Origin of the sequence: Jannaschia halovivens, from assembly GCF_046452375.1 — a bacterium.
Taxonomy (GTDB): Bacteria; Pseudomonadota; Alphaproteobacteria; order Rhodobacterales; family Rhodobacteraceae; genus Jannaschia; species Jannaschia halovivens.
In genome coordinates this window covers 1,819,976-1,836,406 of sequence record NZ_JBKFDJ010000001.1, presented here as the reverse complement: position 1 = coordinate 1,836,406, position 16,431 = coordinate 1,819,976, and the positions used below count along the sequence as shown (strand labels likewise).

Genomic DNA, 16,431 nt, shown 5'->3' with positions numbered 1-16,431 from the left:
GGCGCCCCGTCTGCGTTTGGGGCATCGCGTTTCGGGACAGGCTCGGGCACCTTGCGCGACAGGACAGGGGAGGGGACCGGGATGGAGTCTTGGCAGGACATGGATCGCGCGGCATTGGACGATGCCTATGCCAATGCCGACCATATCGCCGACGCGGCGGCCTATCCGCCCCGCTGGGCGGCCGAGGCCGCGGACTTCCGCGCCCGCAGCGATGTCAGCACCATCTCCTATGGGCCGGGCGAGGCCGAGGCGCTCGACCTCTTCCGGCCGGACGGTGCGTCGCGCGGTCTCGTGGTGTTCGTCCATGGCGGCTACTGGCGGCGGTTCGGCCGCTCGGACTGGTCGCACTTCGCTGAAGGCGCGCTGAGCGCCGGATACGCGGTCGCGATGCCGGGCTATCCGCTCGCCCCCGGCGCCCGCGTCGCCGAGATCACCGCCTGCATCGCGCGCGCCGTGGATCGCGCGGCCGAGGAGGTGTCCGGCCCGATCCGGCTGACCGGGCACAGTGCGGGCGGGCACCTCGTCGCACGAATGGTTATGGCCGACGCCGCGCCCGCCTGCGTCGCGCGGATCGCGATCTGCGTGCCGATCAGTCCGGTCGCTGACCTGCGCCCGCTGGTGCCACAAAGCATGAATGCCGACCTCCGCCCCGATGCCGCCGAGGCCGCGGCGGAAAGCCCGGCGCTGGGTCAGCCGGTCGCGGGGCCGGGGATTGCGGTGCATGTCGGTGCCGAGGAGCGGCCGAGCTTTCTCTGGCAGGCCGACGCCTTGGGGGCGGCATGGGACGTGCCCGTCCACCGCACACCCGACCGCCACCATTTCGACGTCATCGACGCGCTGCGCGACCCCGCCTCGCCGCTGATGCGCGACATCCTCGCCTAGCCGCGCGGCTTGGCCCGAAGGGTCGGGTCGGCGACGGTCGGGTCTTCGGGCCAGGGGTGGCGCGGATAGCGACCGCGCATGTCGCGCCGGACGTCCGCCCAGGCACCGACCCAGAAGCCCGGCAGGTCCTGCGTGATCGCGACGGGGCGGCGCGCGGGCGACAGAAGCTCGATCCGAAGCGGGGTGCGGCCCACGACCGGGTGCCGCGTCTCGCCGAACATCTCCTGCACGCGCACCGAGATGGTCGGGATCTCCGGCGCGTAGTCGATGGGGACGCCGTTGCCGAGCGGCGAGCGGTAGGACGCCGGGGCCAGCCGGTCCAGCCGCTGGCCGTCTTCCCAACCGAGCCACGCCACCAGCGCCTCCGTCGGATCGAGCCGCCCGAGCCCGCCCGCGTCCCGGATCCCGTCGAGCCAGGGGGCCAACCACTCGTCCAACGCCGCGAGCAGCCCCGCGTCGCTCACATCCCGCAACTCGGCCGCCGCGATCCGGGCGCGCAGCAGACGCGCGCGCTTGGACCAACCGAGCGCGTCCACCCCGAGGGATCGCACGCCGTCTAGAAGGGCCGCCGCGATCCGCTCGGGCGGGGCATCGGGCCACGGGCGGTCGTCGAGCGCGATGGCCCCGAACATCTCGCGCCGCCGCGCCTCGACCCGGCGATGGCGCTCGGACCACGCGCAAGTTTCGACCCAGACCATCGCCGGGCCATGAACCTCGCGCAGCTCGGCTTCGGTGATCGCGAGGGCCTTCCGGACCCGCGCTTCGGTGCGGTCGCCATCGAGATCGCTGGCCACGATCAGGCGCGCCCCGGCGAGCGTATCGCCCTTCTCCATTTTTGCGCCCTTGCCGCCGGACAGGAGCCAGCGCGGCGCCTCGCCATCGCGGCGCAGGCCGACCCGGTCCGGGTAGGCGAGCGCGAGGCGCTGCGCGTCCGAGCGGGGCGGCCCCGCTTCGAACCGGCGCAGCCGCTTGGTCTCCGCGCGGGCTTCGGAGGTGGGCGCGCGCAGCACCTCGCCCAGATCGACGGGGCCGGGTCCCGACCGCACCGCGAGCACACCCGCCAGCGCCGCCGCGCCGCGCCCGCCGGTCGTCACCATATGGGCCAGTCTCGGGTGGAGGGGCAACCGCGCCAGCGCGCGTCCATGGTCGGTGACGGCCCCGTCCGCGAGCGCGCCCAGCGATGCCAGCAGCGCGCGCGCTTCGGCCAACGCGCCTTCGGGCGGCGGCGTCAGGAAGGCCAGCGCGTCCGAACCCCAGACGGCGAGTTCCAAGGCCAGCCCCGTGAGATCGGCGCGCGCGATCTCGGGGGGCGGGAAGGTGGCGAGCGCGCCCTCTTGTCCCTGCATCCAGTTGGCGAAGGCCACGCCCGGCGCGACCCGGCCCGCGCGGCCCGCCCGCTGCGTGGCCTCGGCGCGCGTGACCCGTTCGGTCACCAGCCGCGACATGCCCGAGCCCGCGTCGAACCGCGCCCGCCGGGCCAGCCCGCCATCAATCACGGCGCGCACGCCCTCGATCGTCAGCGAGGTCTCGGCGATGGACGTGGCCAGCACGACCTTGCGGCGCGGCCCCGGCGCGATGGCGGCGCGCTGCTCGGCGAAGGGCAGGGCGCCGTAGAGCGGGCGCACGTCCGCCGCGACACCCCCGAGGAGCCCCGCACAGCGCCGGATCTCGCCCTCGCCGGGCAGGAAGGCCAGGACGTCGCCCTCGACCGCCTCCAGCGCGTCGACTACGAGCGCTGCGACTTGCGCCTCGATCCGCTGGCCCTCCGGGGGCGGCCGGTCGCGCCAGCGCCGCTCCACCGGGAAGCTGCGTCCTTCGGAGGTGATGACCGGCGCGCCCAGCATCTCGGCCACGGGGCCTGCATCGAGCGTCGCGGACATCACGACAAGCGCCAGATCGGGGCGGAGCACCTGCCGCGCCTCGACCGCCAGCGCGAGCCCAAGATCGGCGTTGAGGGAGCGTTCGTGGAACTCGTCGAAGATGACGCAGCCGATGCCCGGCAGCTCGGGGTCGGCCTGAATCATGCGCGTGAGGATGCCTTCGGTCACGACCTCGATCCGGGTGGCGTCCGAAACCTCGAAGGCCCCGCGCATCCGGTAGCCGACCGTCCGGCCCACCGGCTCGCCCAGCGTCTCGGCCATGCGCGCGGCGGCGGCGCGGGTGGCCAGCCGACGCGGCTCCAGCATCACGATACGGCCTTCGATCACCGGCAGGAGGGCCAGCGGCACGCGGGTCGTCTTGCCAGCGCCCGGCGGCGCCTGCAGGACGGTGAGCCCATGCGTAGCCACCGCCGCGACGAGTTCGGGCAACGCGTCGTCGATGCGCAGCGGCGTCATCTGAGGCGCATCACCGCGGGGCCGAGCCGCGTGTCGGCACGCATCTCGATCGCGCGCACCATGCCGTCGCGTACGGGGGCATAGGTGATGGTGAAGCGGGTCCCGTCGCGGCGCGACAGCTCGTCCGGGGAATAGCCCGCGATCCGGGTGTAGGTTGCGTCGCAGATGCTGTTCCCGTCCACGACGCGCCAGCCGGAAAGCTTGAGCCGCGAAAGCCGTTGGCCATCGAAGAGATCCCAGCCGCGCGTACAGACCCCGTCGGCGGGCACGGTGCGCGTCAGGTCCCAGAGCGCGCTCAGCGGGTCGATCCCGCGCTGTCCGACCGGGTCGATATCCCACGGGTCGCGCTCGGGCGTCGGCGCGACGGTCGCCGAGACCACGCGTCCGCCGGTGAACGTCGTGGTCGTCTCGGACCGACCCCTGCGCCCGGTCTCGACCTCGACATACCGCATGGTGCGGGGCGTCCCGGCGACGAGTTCCCCCGTGGCGCTCCCCTCGTAGCTGTAGCGCACGAGCGTGCCGACCATGCCTGTCCCTTGCGCGCGGCCCGTGACGGCGTAGCGCCCGCCCGCGACATCGGCGGCCAGCGCCACCTGCCCGCCGGTCACGCCGCGCAGCACGAGGTCGAAGCGGATGGTCTCGGCCCCCGCGGGCGACGCGATCACGAGGAGGAGGGCGAGCGGTCGGAGCATGTCCCTGATCTAGCGCGAACGCGGCGCGCTTGCACGGGCCCGCCGCCTCCGCCATCAACCGGGCCATGACCGACCCCCTTCTCGATCCGTTGCAGGATGGCGACCGCCGCGCGCTGGCCCGTGCGATCACGCTGGTCGAGAGCACGCGACCCGACCACCAGAACCGCGCCGCCGCCTTGCTCGACGCGTTGCCGACCGGACGCGAGGCGCTTCGGATCGGGCTGTCGGGCACGCCGGGGGTCGGCAAATCGACTTTCATCGAGGCGTTCGGAACGATGCTGACCGGGCAGGGGCACCGCGTCGCGGTCCTCGCCGTCGATCCGTCGAGTGCGCGCACGGGCGGCTCGATCCTCGGGGACAAGACGCGGATGGACAGGCTGGCGCGCGACCCGAACGCCTTCATCCGGCCTTCGCCTTCGGCCACGCATCTGGGCGGCGTGGCGCGCCGCTCGCGGGAGGCGGTCGCGCTCTGCGAGGCGGCGGGATACGACGTCGTGCTGATCGAGACGGTGGGCGTCGGCCAGTCCGAGACCATGGTCGCGCAGATGTGCGACCTCTTCGTGCTGCTGCTGGCCCCGGCGGGGGGCGACGAGCTGCAGGGCGTCAAGCGCGGCATCATGGAGATCGCGGACCTGATCCTTGTGAACAAGGCCGATGGCGACCTGAAGAGCACGGCGACCCGGACGGTGGCCGATTACGCGGGCGCGCTGCGGCTGCTGCGCAGGCGGCCGACCGATCCCGACGGGTTCCCGAAGGCGCTGCCGGTCTCGGCCGTCGAGGGCGCGGGCCTCGGCGGCGCGTGGGACGAGATGACGGCCCTGGCCGAATGGCGGCGCGCCGAAGGGCACTGGGAGCGCACCCGCGCCGAACAGGCCGCGCACTGGTTCGCCGACGAGGTGCGGGCCGGTCTGCTGGCACGATTGGCGGAGCCCGAGACCCGCGCGCGGATGGCCGAGCTCTCGCGCGAGGTGGCGTCCGGGGACCGGGCGGTCCGCGCCGCCGCCCGCGAGATGCTGGCCCGCCTCGGGGCGTGACGTCGTGCCGGAACCACATCGCGGATGCCGCGCGCCGCTTGACGCCACCGCGCACCTCCCCTAATGGACCCCGACCGCGGGGCCGTTTTCGGCCCTGCACCTGTTTTCAACCCTTCTGACCCCGGAGTGGCCATCATGTCTCGCGTCTGCGAACTCACCGGCAAGGGCCCGATGACTGGCAACAATGTCAGCCACGCCAACAACAAGACCCGCCGCCGTTTCCTGCCCAACCTGAACGACACCACGCTGCAATCCGAAGCGCTGGGCCGTGCGTTCAAGCTGCGCATCTCGGCCGCCGCGCTGCGGACCGTCGACCACCGTGGCGGGCTCGACGCGTTCCTCGCCAAGGCGAAGGACGCCGATCTCTCGGCCCGCGCGCTGAAGATCAAGAAGGACATCGCCAAGTCCTCCGACGCCCCGGCCGCGCTCGAAGCCTGATTCGCCCCCGACGGCGACCGACGAAGGCCCCCCGGTGGGGCCTTTTTCATGTCCGGGCCTCGACCAGCCGCGCCCCGGGCCCCTCGGCCCCCTTCGCGTCGTCGGGGTTCCAGAGCGGGCAGGCCGACATCGACAGGCATCCGCAGCCGATGCAGCCATCGAGATTGTCGCGCAGCCGGGTCATCGTCTCGATCCGCTCGGTCAGCTCGTCCTGCATCCCGGCGGCGATCGCGCTCCAGTCGGCGGGCGTCGGGGCGCGCCCGTCCGGCACCTCGGCCAGCGCCTCGCGGATGCGCCGGAGGCTGAGGCCCAGTCGCTGGGCCACGCGGATGAAGGCCAGCCGTCGCAGCTCCGCGCGCGGATAGCGCCGCTGGCCGCCGCTCGTGCGGGGCGGTGCGATCAGTCCCTTGCCCTCGTAGTATCGCAGCGCGCTGACGCTCAGCCCCGAACGGGCGGACACCTCGCCGATGGTGAGTTCGCGTTTCATCCCGATCTCCCCTTGACCTCGACCATGGTTGAGCTCCGATAGGGGGCGGGTCAACCGTGAAAGGACACGCCATGGCCCGACTGGAACATCTCAACCTGACCGTCTCCGACGCCGATGCCTTCGCCGCACTTCTGGGGCGTCTCTTCGACTGGACCGTCCGCTGGTCCGGCCCGGTGCTGGGCGGGGCCGGGCGCAGCGTCCATGTCGGCGGCCCCGACGACTACCTCGCGCTCTACACGCCCGGCGCGGGCGTCGGGACGGCACCGGACAGCTACGTCACGCCCGGGGCGCTGAACCATATCGGCGTCGTCGTGGACGATATCGCGCAGGCCGAGACGCGCGTGCGCGAGGCCGGGTTCACGCCGCATAACCACGCCGATTACGAGCCCGGACGACGGTTCTATTTCGACGGCCCCGACGGCGTCGAGATCGAGGTGGTGGCCTACGATTGACCCCCGGCGGTCCTGAAATCGCCCGAACCCGGCCATGGACCCGCCGCCCTGGCCGGGCAGGTTCGGTGCGATATTCCCGATCGGAGTCCGCCGATGTTCAACCGCACCGAAACCCCGCTCCTGACCGTTCGCGGCCCGTGGGGCGTGCCCATCGAGATCGCGCCCAGCTTCCTTCTGCTGGCGCTCATCTTCGTCGGCGTCGCCCCCAGCCAGCACGGACTGATCTTCTTCGGTATCGTCGCCGTCTCGATCCTCCTGCACGAGCTTGGGCACGCGTGGGGCGCACTGGTCCAGGGACGGTCCGTCCGGCGGATCGTCCTCTGGGGCGGGGGCGGCTTCTGCGAGCGGCACCGGGCCGCGACCCCCCGCGAGACCGAACTGATCATCGCGATGGGGCCCCTGACCAACCTCGCACTCTGGGCCGCAGGATCCCTGATCGGGGGCGCGATCGTCGACCTCTACTACGCCACGGGCGCCGAGGCCGCGTGGTATATCGGCTGGTATGTCGAACTCTTCGCGACGACCAACCTCGTGCTCTTCGCGCTGAACCTCGTGCCGGTGCAGCCACTCGATGGCGGCAAGCTTCTGCATCTTGGGCTGGGCCGCGTGCTCGACGCGGGGCGCGCCACGCGGATTACCGGGGCGGTCGGCCTTGTGCTCGCGGTGCTCTGGGTGCCCGCGATGATCGGGGCGTGGCTGACCTCGGGCTACGCCCTCCTGTTCATCCCGTCGATCGCCGCGCATTACGCGATGATGCGCGACCGCGCCTGGAGCTACTGAGCCGCCTGCCGCCGGAGCCACGTCCGCAAGGTCGTCACGCGCGGCGGCAGCGGACCCGGCAGGGTCACGATGTAGTAGCCCAGCGGCTCCTGGCGCAACTCGCAGACCTTCACGAGGGCCCCCGCCGCGACCTGACGCTCGACCAGCGAGGCGGGTTGCACCGTGACGCCCAGCCCAGCCTCCGCCGCCGAAAGCGCCAGCGTGTTCGAACTCATCGGCCGGATCGCCACGCCGTCGAGCGAGAGGCCCGCGCCCTCGACCATGTCGCGCCGCGCCATGACGTAATGCTCCATCAGCCATGGCAGATCGGCGAGGTCAGCCACGCAATCCGCGGCCCGACCGGCCAGAAGGTCGGGATGGGCGACGACCCAGAACTGGCCGTCGGTCAGAAGCTCCGTCTGCAGGCCCGCCCAGTCGCCGTCGCCATAGCGGATCGCCATGTCGACGCCGTCGCGCTTGAGATCCACCAACTCGATCCCCGGCTGGATGGCGAGCGGCAGGTCGGGATGGCGCTGCCAGAAGTCGCCGATCCGCGGCATCAGCCAGTTCGACGCGAAGGCGGGCGTCACCGCAAGGGTCAGCGGCCGCGTCGCCTCGGTCTCACGTACGATCGCGATGACGTCGGCGATGGCGCCGAACCCGTCGGACAGCCCGTCGGCCAGAAGGCGTCCCTGCGCCGTTACGGCCAGCCCGCGCCCCGCCCGCGTCAGAAGCGTGGTTCCGAGATCGGCCTCGAGCGCGCGGACGTGATGCGCGATGGCCGCCGGCGTGACGTTGAGCTCGCCCGCCGCCGGGGTGAAGCCGCGCAGCCGGGCCGCCGCCTCGAAGGCGCGCAACGCGGCAAGCGAGGGGATGCGGGTCCAATCCATATCTTTAGCTCACCTATATTCTAGGTCGGCGTATTTCTTTGCTCGAGAGCTACAATACAGAGCATAAAGAGACATCGCCACCGTAACCAGGAGATGGATCATGGCAAACGGACTTAAAAACATGCTGCGCCGCCTCGCACGTCCCACCCGTCTCGGACCCGTCGAGCCGCCCATGATGACGCACGAGACGATGCTGATCGAGCACCTCCGTCGTCAGGACGAGGAGCGGCTGCGTCGCGGCAACTGGGAGCGCCGCTTCCCGCATTGAACCGGTTGCCGCGCCCCATCGGGGCGCGGCCCCCTTCAGGCGCAGGAGCGTTCGGCCACCGAGACGAAATTCTTGTAGCGCTTCCAGAACGCCTCGTCCGCGCCGCGATCCGATTGTCGGACCTCTTGGGCGTGGTGCGGGTCGCGGAAGAATTTCACGGCGCGGGCCCGGTCGCGCGACGACAACTCGCGGTTCGCCGCCGCCTGCACGCAGCCGCAGAGCGACCGGCTGGCCGCCTTGCGGTCGGCCCGGAGGCACGCGGTCTGGATCGGACCCGTCGCGTAGCTGCGCTGCACCGAAACGGTGCCGCCGCCGCCCCCGCCGCCGCAGGCCGACAGGCCCGCGAACGCCGTCACGGCGATGATGATCTTGATCGGGGTCATGTCTGCTCTGCCTCCGGTCTTGTTTTGCGGCGAATCATGCCAGACCGGCGGCGTTGGGGCAATGCGGCCCGCAGGCCGCGCCGCCGTTTGTCACGCAGGCTTGCGCGGGCGCCTGCGCCGGTTGCCGCCGCCGGGCTTGGCGCCCTGCGGCTTGGCGCCCTGCGGCTTGGCCCCCTGGGGACGTCCGCCCCCGGCACGCCCGCCGGGCCGGCCACCGCCGCCGCCGCGACGACCGCCCCCGCCGCGCTGCTGCTTGGGCTTGGCCTCCTCTTCCGAGGGCATCCAGCGGCGACCCGAAGCGATCGGGATCTGCCCCTTGATGACCTTCTCGATATCCTTCAGTTCGCTCATCTCGTCGGGCGCGCACAGCGAGATCGCCGCCCCTTCGCGACCCGCGCGGGCCGTCCGCCCGATGCGGTGCACATAGGTTTCGGGGACGTTGGGCAGTTCGTAGTTGTAGACGTGCTTCACGACCGGGATGTCGAGACCGCGGGCCGCCACGTCGGTCGCGACCATCACCTTGGCGGACCCGTCGGTGAAGGCTTCCAGCGCGCGCATCCGCTGGCCCTGGCTGCGGTTGCCGTGGATCGCCACGGCCTTCACGCCCGCGTTCGTCAGCTGCTTGGCCAGCCGGTCCGAGCCGTGCTTGGTGCGCGCGAAGATCAGCGCGGCCTCGCCCTCATGGGCGCGCAGCAGATCGAGCAGCAGGCCCGGCTTCTCGGCCTTGGCGATGAAGTGGATCGACTGGTCGATCTTGTCGGCGGTCTGGCCGCTCGTGGCGACCTGCACGCGGACGGGCCGGTCGAGATAGGTCGCCGCCAGCGCTTCCATGTCCTTGGGCATCGTCGCCGAGAAGAGCAGCGTCTGGCGCGGCCCGGTCAGCTTGGCCGCGATCTTCCGCAGCGCGTGGATGAAGCCCATGTCCAGCATCTGGTCGGCCTCGTCGAGGACGAGGAACGAGGTGCCCGACAGGTCCACGGCGCCCCGGTCCATCAGGTCGATCAGGCGACCCGGCGTGGCGACCAGAAGGTCGACGCCGCGCTCCATCTTGCGGATCTGCGGGTTGATGCCGATGCCGCCGACGACGCGCGCGACCTTCAGATGCGAGCCCTGGATGAAGCTGGTCAGGCTGTCGCCGATCTGGTTCACCAGCTCGCGCGTCGGCGCGAGGATGAGGGCGCGCGCCTGCCGCGGCTTCGGCCGGGCGTCCTCGGCCAGGATGTGCTGCACCAGCGGCAGGCCGAAGGCCGCCGTCTTCCCGGTGCCGGTCTGGGCGAGGCCCATGACGTCGCGTCCGTCCAGCGCCGGCGGGATCGCCTGCTTCTGGATGGGCGTCGGGTCCTTGATCCCCATCTCGGCCAGTGCCTCGATGAGACGGGGCTTCAGCCCCAGCATGTCGAAATCCATAATATGTCCTGCACGCCGCCCTGCGGCGCGAATGGCACGCCCCGGTGGACGCGCGGTTGAAAGGCTGCGGACCGACCGGCCCGCGCCTTCCCGGCGTGATCCTTGGGAAAGCGTCCCGCCCGTCGCTTGGAACATGCCTGATGGCAGGTCCGGCTCACGCGGCCCGAGGGGCGGGGTCGAGGGGGATGTGGGGCAGGGCAGGCGTCCTGTCAACCGGCGTGGACAGCGCGGTATGACATGGATCAACGACGACGGCTGCCCGGCTGGCGGATCGTCGCCGGATCGCCCGCCCCCGTCCCGAGGTTCCGTGACCCCGTCCGATCCCCTTCCGGCCACGCCGCATCTGACGCCCGCCGATCTCGGGCGCGCCCTCCGCGCGGGGCTCGCGGATTTCGCGGCGGCGCCGATCTACGGGCTCTTCTTCGGGGGCATCCTGACGGGGGCGGGACTGGTGCTGTCGTCGCTGGGCGCCGGGCTCTTCACCTGGACGCTGACGCTGACGCTGGGCTTCCCGCTGGTCGCGCCCTTCCTCGCCGTAGGGCTCTACGAGGTGAGCCGCCGTCGCGAGGCGGGGGCACCGCTCTCGCCGGGCGCGATCCTCGGCGTGCTCTGGGCCGAGCGGGGGCGGCAGATGCCGTGGCTGGGCATGTTCCTCCTGATCGCGTTCCTGTTCTGGAGCTTCTTCGCCCATATCCTCTTCGCGCTGGTCCTCGGGCCCTCGGCGCTGACAGGGCCGGTCTCGGATTGGGCGAGCTACGCCGACGGTCGGATCTGGACGCTGCTCGCGGCCGAGATCGCGTTCGGGGCGGCCTGCGCAGCGCTCGTCTTCGCGCTGACGGTCATGGCGATCCCGATTCTTCTGGACCGAGAACTCGACCTCGTAACCGCGATGCGGCTCAGCTACCGAACGGTGCGCGCCAATCCCGGCACGCTGCTGCTCTGGGCGATGATCGTCGCCGGGCTGACCCTCGCGGCGCTGGCGCCGTGGTTTCTGGGCCTGCCCCTGGTGCTGCCGGTCTTGGCCCATGCGAGCTGGCATCTCTACCGCCGCGCCTTCGACTGACCGCGCTCAGACGTCCTTCATGACGCGGAGCGCGTCATAGATGGCCGCGTGAGTGTTCCGCGAGGCCACCGCGTCGCCGACCCGGAACAGCTGGAACCGGCCGTCGGGGTTGCGCCGGACCGCCTGCGGCTGCCCGGCGAGCAGGGCGGCGTGATCGACCTCGCCGCCGTTCGACGAGGCGGGGCGCAGGTCGTGGTAGAGATCGTCCAGCGGCACGGTCCCGTAGTTCACCACGACCAAGTCGTAGTCGGCGGTCGTGACATCGGGGACGTAGTCGGACCCGATGGATGCCGAGAGGCGATTGCCCGCCCGTGTCACAGACAGCAGCCGTCGGGCGACGGTGAAGGTGACGCCGAGGGGCAACAACGTCCGCAGGTAGGGCGTGAGGCTCATCCCCATTACCTCCGGCGACATGCTGCGGTCGGGGGTCATGATCTCGACCTCGGCCCCCGCACCGGCCGCGATCTCGGCAGCCATCAGGCCGGGATGGTCCCCCGCCTCGTCGTAGATCAGGACCCGGCCCGCGGGCACGACATCGCCCGCGATCACGTCCCAGGCCGAGGCGACATGCGCGGCCTCGCCCCGCTGCTCGAAGAGTTCGAGGTTCGGCAGGCCGCCCGTGGCCACGACGACCACGTCCGGGTCGAGCGCGGTCACGTCGTCGGCCTCCGCCCAGGTGTCGAAGCGGAAGGCGACGTCGCGCGCGGCGCACTGCGCCATCCGCCAGTCGACGATGCCGATCATCTCTGCGCGGCGGGGCGACCGGGCCGTCAGGCGAATCTGGCCGCCGGGCCGGGACTGCGTCTCGAACACGGTGACGTCGTGCCCGCGCTCGGCCGCGACCCGCGCGGCCTCAAGCCCGCCCGGCCCCGCGCCGACGATCACGACGCGCTTCCGTTCCGGCGCGGGCGCAATGATATGCGGCATCGTCAACTCGCGCCCCGTGGCCGCGTTGTGGATGCAGAGCGCGGCACCGCCCTGGTAGATGCGGTCGAGGCAGTAGGTCGCGCCGACGCAGGGCCGGATCTCGTCCTCGCGGCCGTCCATCACCTTCGCGACGATCAGGGGGTCCGCGATATGGGCGCGGGTCATGCCGACCATGTCCAGCAGGCCCGCCGACACCGCGTGCCGCGCGGTCGCCACGTCGGGGATGCGCGCGGCGTGGAAGACCGGCAGGCGGACCGCCGCCTTGACCGACCCCGCGAAATCGAGATGCGGCGCGTGGCGCATCCCCTGCACCGGGATCACCTCGGTCAATGCCGGGTCCGAATGGACGCGCCCACGGATCACGTTGAGGAAATCGACTTCGCCCGTCGCTTCGAGCACCCGGGCCATCTCGAGACCCGTCTCGGGGTCGATCCCGCCCTTGGAGGTCTCGTCCGCGGTATATCGCATGCCGACGATGAACTTTCGCCCGACCCGCGCACGTATCGCTGAGATGACTTCCAGCGGGAAGCGCATCCGGTTCTCGAAAGTATCCGCGCCGTAAGGCCCGGAAAGCTCGTTGGTCAGCGGCGACCAGAACTGGTCGAGCAGGTGCCCATAGGCCTCGACTTCGATCCCGTCCATGCCGCCCGCCTGCATCCGCTCGGCGGCATCTGCGAAATCCCGGATCACCCGCGCGATGTCCCAATCCTCCATCAGCTTCGGGAAGGCCCGATGCGCCGGTTCGCGATGCTTGGTGGACGAGATCGAGGGCAGCCAGTCGCCCTGGTCCCACCGCGTCCGCCGACCCATATGCGTCAACTGGATCATCACCGCCGTCCCATGCGCGTGGCAGGCCTCGGTCAGCTTGGCGATCCACGGCACGACCGCGTCGTCATCCACCATCACGTTGTTGAAGGCCGCGGGGCTGTCCTTCGACACGCAGGCCGAACCCGCCGTCATCGCCAGCGCCACGCCCGCTTTGGCCCGCGCCTCATGATAGGCGCGGTAGCGGTCCGTCGGCATTCCGTTCTCGGGATAGGCCGGCTCATGCGCGGTGGTCATGATCCGGTTGCGCAGCGTCAGGTGCTTCAGGCGAAAGGGCTGGAGCAATGGATCGTTGGACATGCGTGGACCTCCCCGGCGGTGGCGTTCAGGCTGGCGATGGGCGCCCGCACCTGTCAATGACGTCCGCGACGCCCGTTTCCGACATGGCCGGAGGCCCATGGACCGCACACTCGACCCCGAGATCCTCGCCCTCTGGATCGGCCGCACCGCGACCGCGACCGACATCCTTCGGCCCGAGCCCGCCCGCATGATGCAGGCCACGCTGGATCGCGCGCCGACCCTGGGCCTCGGCGATCCGCTGCCGCCACTCTGGCATTGGCTCTACCATCTCGATGCGGCACCGCTCTCGGCGCTGGGCCGCGACGGGCATCCCGCGACGGGCGGCTTCCTGCCCCCGGTCGCCCTGCCGCGCCGCATGTGGGCGGGCGGGCGGTTGGGATTCGACGCGCCCCTGCCGCTCGGGGTCGAGGTCGAGAAGACCTCCACCATCACCGCCGTGACGCCGAAGCAGGGGCGCAGCGGCCCGCTCTGCTTCGTCACGGTCCGCCATGAACTCTCGACCGACGGCACGCGCGCCCTCTGGGAGGAGCATGACATCGTCTACCGCGCCGATCCCGGACCCGGCGATCCGCTGCCCGAACCGGCGCCCTTCGGCGACTGGCCCGCGAGCGAGACGCGTCACCCGTCCGAGGTCCAGCTGTTTCGCTACTCCGCCCTGACCTTCAACGGACACCGCATCCATTATGACCGCGATTATGCCCGAGATGTCGAAGGCCACGCCGGTCTCGTCGTCCACGGCCCGCTGATCGCGACGCTGCTGGCCGACCTCGCCACGACCCAGCTGAACCGGCCCCTGCGGCGGTTCGACTTCCGCGCCACGGCGCCCGTCACGCTGCCCGGTGATCTGCGGCTGGGCGCGGCCCCCGAGCGCGAGACCTGTCGCCTCGCGGCCGGCACCGGGGCGGGGGCGCTGGCCATGACGGCAACGGCCACCGTCTGAACGCACCGTCGGCCCATCGCCGCACCCCCTAGTCGCCACCCGGCCCCCGGTATATCTCCGCGTGAAACCCCATTCCCGTCAGGCCGCGCCCCATGACCGACCTCGCCCATATCCGCAACTTCTCGATCGTCGCCCATATCGACCACGGCAAGTCCACGCTGGCCGACCGCCTGATCCAGGAGACGAACACCGTCGCCACGCGCGACATGAAGGAACAGCTGCTCGACAGCATGGATATCGAGCGCGAGCGCGGCATCACCATCAAGGCCAACACCGTGCGGATCGAGTTCACCGCCGCCGACGGCGCGGCCTACACGCTCAACCTGATCGATACGCCCGGCCACGTCGATTTCGCCTACGAGGTCTCGCGCTCCATGCGCGCGGTCGAGGGCTCGCTCCTCGTCGTCGACAGCACCCAGGGCGTCGAGGCGCAGACGCTGGCCAACGTCTACCAGGCCATCGATGCCGACCACGAGATCGTGCCGGTCCTCAACAAGATCGACCTCCCCGCCTCCGAGCCCGATCGCGTCCGCGAGCAGATCGAGGACGTGATCGGCATCGACGCCTCCGACGCGATGCTCGTCTCGGCCAAGACCGGCGAGGGGATCCGCGAGACGCTGCAGGCCATCGTCGACCGCCTGCCCGCGCCCAAGGGCGACCCGGACGCGCCGCTGAAGGCCATGCTCGTGGACAGTTGGTACGACAGCTATCTCGGCGTCATCGTCCTCGTCCGCATCATCGATGGACAGCTCAGGAAAGGCGACCGCGTCCGCTTCATGTCGAACGACACGATCCACCATGTCGACCGGATCGGCGTGTTCCGCCCCGCCATGGCCGACATCCCCGCGCTGGGGCCGGGCGAGATCGGGTTCCTGACCGCGTCGATCAAACAGGTCCGCGACACCCGCGTCGGCGACACCATCACCCACGAGAAGAAGGGCACAGCGACCGCGCTGCCGGGCTTCAAGCCGTCGCAGCCGGTGGTGTTCTGCGGCCTCTTCCCCGTGGATTCCGCGCTCTTCGAGGACATGCGCGACGCCATCGAGAAGCTGGCGCTGAACGACGCCTCCTTCTCCTACGAGGTCGAGAGCTCCGCCGCCCTGGGCTTCGGGTTCCGCTGCGGCTTCCTGGGCCTTCTGCACCTCGAGGTCATCCGGGACCGGATCGAGCGTGAATACGACATCGACCTCATCACCACCGCGCCCAGCGTCGTCTACCACGTCCACATGCGCGACGGCAGCATGGTCGAGCTGCACAACCCCGCCGACATGCCCGACCTCACCCATGTCGACCATCTCGAGGAGCCGCGCATCAAGGCGACCATCCTCGTGCCCGACGATTATCTCGGCGACGTGCTCAAGCTCTGCCAGGATCGCCGCGGCATCCAGCTCGACCTGACCTATGCCGGCCCCCGCGCCATGGTCGTCTACGACCTGCCCCTCAACGAGGTCGTCTTCGACTTCTACGACCGCCTGAAATCGGTGACCAAGGGCTATGCCAGCTTCGACTACCAGATGATCGGCTACCGCGAGGACAGCCTCGTCAAGATGCAGATCCTGGTCAACGACGAGCCCGTCGACGCGCTCTCGATCATGGTCCACCGCGACCGCGCCGAAACCCGCGGCCGCGCCATGTGCGAGAAGCTCAAGGAGCTGATCCCCCGCCACATGTTCAAGATCCCCATCCAGGCGGCGATTGGGGGCAAGGTCATTGCCCGCGAGACGCTGGCGGCGTTGAGGAAGGACGTCACCGCCAAGTGCTACGGCGGGGACGCGACGCGGAAGAAGAAGCTGCTGGAGAAGCAGAAGGCGGGCAAGAAGAAGATGCGGCAGTTCGGGAAGGTGGAGATTCCCCAAAGTGCCTTCATCAGCGCGTTGAAGATGGACTCGTAACGCCGCAGTCACTTTGGGGGATTTCGAACGGTGCGGGAACGCGACTTTCGCGTGCGAAAGTCTGCGGCCGCACACGATTGGATGGGATGGTGATGGTGGAGATCCCCAAAATCGCGTTTATCTCGGCGTTGAAGATGGATGGATGATGGTAAATGCATCTTGGCAGGGCGCGGGCGAAGTTTTGACGGAAGCTGAGGCTGAGTGTTGTCCTTTAACCTTTTCGTCGAAGCCAGCGGGTCCTACTTTGACGCATGTCGCCCACAGCAGCGCAGCACGTAGTATGGGAATATTTTCGCCGATAGATAAGTTCGCATCTTTAAATTGACCTCAGTTCGACTGGAATAAATGTGACTGATACTTCGTTGGTAATAGTAGTCGGCGCAGGTGCTAGCTTTGAGTACGGATTCCCATTGGGCGTTGGCCTGACTCAGCAGATCCAAGAGGTTTGTGATATTC

At 70.3% G+C, this 16,431-nt stretch carries 16 protein-coding genes; 9 read left to right on the top strand and 7 right to left on the bottom strand.

Translation table 11 applies throughout. The features are described from left to right. Positions 1 to 81: 81 nt before the first annotated feature. Complete coding sequence (locus ACK8OR_RS09315; protein ID WP_410189127.1) at positions 82 to 882, top strand: alpha/beta hydrolase; 801 nt, start codon at positions 82 to 84, stop codon at positions 880 to 882. On the opposite strand, the gene hrpB is transcribed toward ACK8OR_RS09315, so the two are convergent. Beyond that, entirely contained in the window at positions 879 to 3,218 is a 2,340-nt protein-coding gene (hrpB, locus tag ACK8OR_RS09310) for an ATP-dependent helicase HrpB (protein ID WP_410189126.1), read from the bottom strand. The two genes, ACK8OR_RS09315 and hrpB, sit on opposite strands and share 4 nt — an antisense overlap. Beyond that, complete coding sequence (locus ACK8OR_RS09305; protein ID WP_410189125.1) at positions 3,215 to 3,910, bottom strand: DUF3108 domain-containing protein; 696 nt, start codon at positions 3,908 to 3,910, stop codon at positions 3,215 to 3,217. Before ACK8OR_RS09305 ends, hrpB begins: the two co-directional genes overlap by 4 nt. A 65-nt stretch (positions 3,911 to 3,975) precedes the next feature. Here ACK8OR_RS09305 and meaB point away from each other — a divergent pair, with 65 nt between their 5' ends. Together meaB and rpmB are read left to right on the top strand one after the other, a co-directional pair. Continuing rightward, positions 3,976 to 4,944, top strand: a complete 969-nt coding sequence (gene meaB / locus ACK8OR_RS09300) for a methylmalonyl Co-A mutase-associated GTPase MeaB (protein ID WP_410189124.1) — start codon at positions 3,976 to 3,978, stop codon at positions 4,942 to 4,944. Between the two features lie 135 nt (positions 4,945 to 5,079). After that, positions 5,080 to 5,382 carry a 50S ribosomal protein L28 gene (rpmB, locus tag ACK8OR_RS09295; protein ID WP_410189123.1) on the top strand — a complete coding sequence of 101 codons (303 nt, stop codon included), beginning with the start codon at positions 5,080 to 5,082 and terminating at the stop codon, positions 5,380 to 5,382. A 46-nt stretch (positions 5,383 to 5,428) separates the two neighbouring features. Here rpmB and soxR read toward each other — a convergent pair whose 3' ends face one another. Continuing rightward, positions 5,429 to 5,869, bottom strand: coding sequence for a redox-sensitive transcriptional activator SoxR (soxR, locus tag ACK8OR_RS09290; RefSeq protein WP_410189122.1), 441 nt, complete (start codon positions 5,867 to 5,869; stop codon positions 5,429 to 5,431). Positions 5,870 to 5,940: 71 nt separating this feature from the next. On the opposite strand from soxR, the gene ACK8OR_RS09285 reads away from it, so the two are divergent. Both ACK8OR_RS09285 and ACK8OR_RS09280 read left to right on the top strand, forming a co-directional pair. Next, complete coding sequence (locus tag ACK8OR_RS09285; RefSeq protein ID WP_410189121.1) at positions 5,941 to 6,321, top strand: VOC family protein; 381 nt, start codon at positions 5,941 to 5,943, stop codon at positions 6,319 to 6,321. Positions 6,322 to 6,414: 93 nt separating this feature from the next. After that, a complete protein-coding gene (locus tag ACK8OR_RS09280; RefSeq protein ID WP_410189120.1) occupies positions 6,415 to 7,101 on the top strand; it encodes a site-2 protease family protein in 687 nt (228 codons plus the stop codon). Here the strand turns inward: ACK8OR_RS09280 and ACK8OR_RS09275 are convergent. Continuing rightward, complete coding sequence (locus tag ACK8OR_RS09275) at positions 7,095 to 7,970, bottom strand: LysR family transcriptional regulator (protein WP_410189119.1); 876 nt, start codon at positions 7,968 to 7,970, stop codon at positions 7,095 to 7,097. The two genes, ACK8OR_RS09280 and ACK8OR_RS09275, sit on opposite strands and share 7 nt — an antisense overlap. Before the next feature lie 100 nt (positions 7,971 to 8,070). On the opposite strand from ACK8OR_RS09275, the gene ACK8OR_RS09270 reads away from it, so the two are divergent. Then, entirely contained in the window at positions 8,071 to 8,238 is a 168-nt protein-coding gene (locus ACK8OR_RS09270) for a hypothetical protein (protein WP_410189118.1), read from the top strand. A 35-nt stretch (positions 8,239 to 8,273) separates the two neighbouring features. Here the strand turns inward: ACK8OR_RS09270 and ACK8OR_RS09265 are convergent, their stop codons facing one another. Next, positions 8,274 to 8,621, bottom strand: a complete 348-nt coding sequence (locus ACK8OR_RS09265; RefSeq protein WP_298435991.1) for a hypothetical protein — start codon at positions 8,619 to 8,621, stop codon at positions 8,274 to 8,276. A 90-nt stretch (positions 8,622 to 8,711) separates the two neighbouring features. Then, positions 8,712 to 10,028 (bottom strand): DEAD/DEAH box helicase, encoded by a 1,317-nt coding sequence (locus ACK8OR_RS09260; protein WP_410189117.1) that lies wholly within the window; start codon positions 10,026 to 10,028, stop codon positions 8,712 to 8,714. A 307-nt stretch (positions 10,029 to 10,335) separates the two neighbouring features. On the opposite strand from ACK8OR_RS09260, the gene ACK8OR_RS09255 reads away from it, so the two are divergent. Beyond that, positions 10,336 to 11,091 (top strand): DUF2189 domain-containing protein, encoded by a 756-nt coding sequence (locus ACK8OR_RS09255; RefSeq protein ID WP_410189116.1) that lies wholly within the window; start codon positions 10,336 to 10,338, stop codon positions 11,089 to 11,091. A gap of 6 nt (positions 11,092 to 11,097) precedes the next feature. On the opposite strand, the gene ACK8OR_RS09250 is transcribed toward ACK8OR_RS09255, so the two are convergent. Continuing rightward, entirely contained in the window at positions 11,098 to 13,143 is a 2,046-nt protein-coding gene (locus ACK8OR_RS09250; protein ID WP_410189115.1) for an oxidoreductase, read from the bottom strand. A gap of 97 nt (positions 13,144 to 13,240) precedes the next feature. Here ACK8OR_RS09250 and ACK8OR_RS09245 point away from each other — a divergent pair, with 97 nt between their 5' ends. Together ACK8OR_RS09245 and lepA are read left to right on the top strand one after the other, a co-directional pair. Continuing rightward, positions 13,241 to 14,083 (top strand): HTD2 family dehydratase, encoded by an 843-nt coding sequence (locus ACK8OR_RS09245; RefSeq protein ID WP_410189114.1) that lies wholly within the window; start codon positions 13,241 to 13,243, stop codon positions 14,081 to 14,083. A gap of 92 nt (positions 14,084 to 14,175) precedes the next feature. Then, the gene (gene lepA / locus ACK8OR_RS09240) at positions 14,176 to 15,975 is read left to right on the top strand and encodes a translation elongation factor 4 (RefSeq protein ID WP_410189113.1); all 1,800 of its coding nucleotides are present in this window, start codon (positions 14,176 to 14,178) and stop codon (positions 15,973 to 15,975) included. The last annotated feature ends 456 nt before the right edge of the window (positions 15,976 to 16,431 follow it).

Excerpts from the sequence above, each read along its gene's own strand:
- rpmB (WP_410189123.1), top strand. The coding sequence starts at position 5,080 with ATGTCTCGCGTCTGCGAACTCACCGGCAAGGGCCCGATGACTGGCAAC.
- ACK8OR_RS09275 (WP_410189119.1), bottom strand. The coding sequence starts at position 7,970 with ATGGATTGGACCCGCATCCCCTCGCTTGCCGCGTTGCGCGCCTTCGAG.
- ACK8OR_RS09285 (WP_410189121.1), top strand. The coding sequence starts at position 5,941 with ATGGCCCGACTGGAACATCTCAACCTGACCGTCTCCGACGCCGATGCC.
- ACK8OR_RS09270 (WP_410189118.1), top strand. The coding sequence starts at position 8,071 with ATGGCAAACGGACTTAAAAACATGCTGCGCCGCCTCGCACGTCCCACC.
- ACK8OR_RS09315 (WP_410189127.1), top strand. The coding sequence starts at position 82 with ATGGAGTCTTGGCAGGACATGGATCGCGCGGCATTGGACGATGCCTAT.
- ACK8OR_RS09250 (WP_410189115.1), bottom strand. The coding sequence starts at position 13,143 with ATGTCCAACGATCCATTGCTCCAGCCCTTTCGCCTGAAGCACCTGACG.
- ACK8OR_RS09260 (WP_410189117.1), bottom strand. The coding sequence starts at position 10,028 with ATGGATTTCGACATGCTGGGGCTGAAGCCCCGTCTCATCGAGGCACTG.
- ACK8OR_RS09265 (WP_298435991.1), bottom strand. The coding sequence starts at position 8,621 with ATGACCCCGATCAAGATCATCATCGCCGTGACGGCGTTCGCGGGCCTG.
- lepA (WP_410189113.1), top strand. The coding sequence starts at position 14,176 with ATGACCGACCTCGCCCATATCCGCAACTTCTCGATCGTCGCCCATATC.
- meaB (WP_410189124.1), top strand. The coding sequence starts at position 3,976 with ATGACCGACCCCCTTCTCGATCCGTTGCAGGATGGCGACCGCCGCGCG.
- ACK8OR_RS09280 (WP_410189120.1), top strand. The coding sequence starts at position 6,415 with ATGTTCAACCGCACCGAAACCCCGCTCCTGACCGTTCGCGGCCCGTGG.
- ACK8OR_RS09305 (WP_410189125.1), bottom strand. The coding sequence starts at position 3,910 with ATGCTCCGACCGCTCGCCCTCCTCCTCGTGATCGCGTCGCCCGCGGGG.
- hrpB (WP_410189126.1), bottom strand. The coding sequence starts at position 3,218 with ATGACGCCGCTGCGCATCGACGACGCGTTGCCCGAACTCGTCGCGGCG.
- soxR (WP_410189122.1), bottom strand. The coding sequence starts at position 5,869 with ATGAAACGCGAACTCACCATCGGCGAGGTGTCCGCCCGTTCGGGGCTG.
- ACK8OR_RS09245 (WP_410189114.1), top strand. The coding sequence starts at position 13,241 with ATGGACCGCACACTCGACCCCGAGATCCTCGCCCTCTGGATCGGCCGC.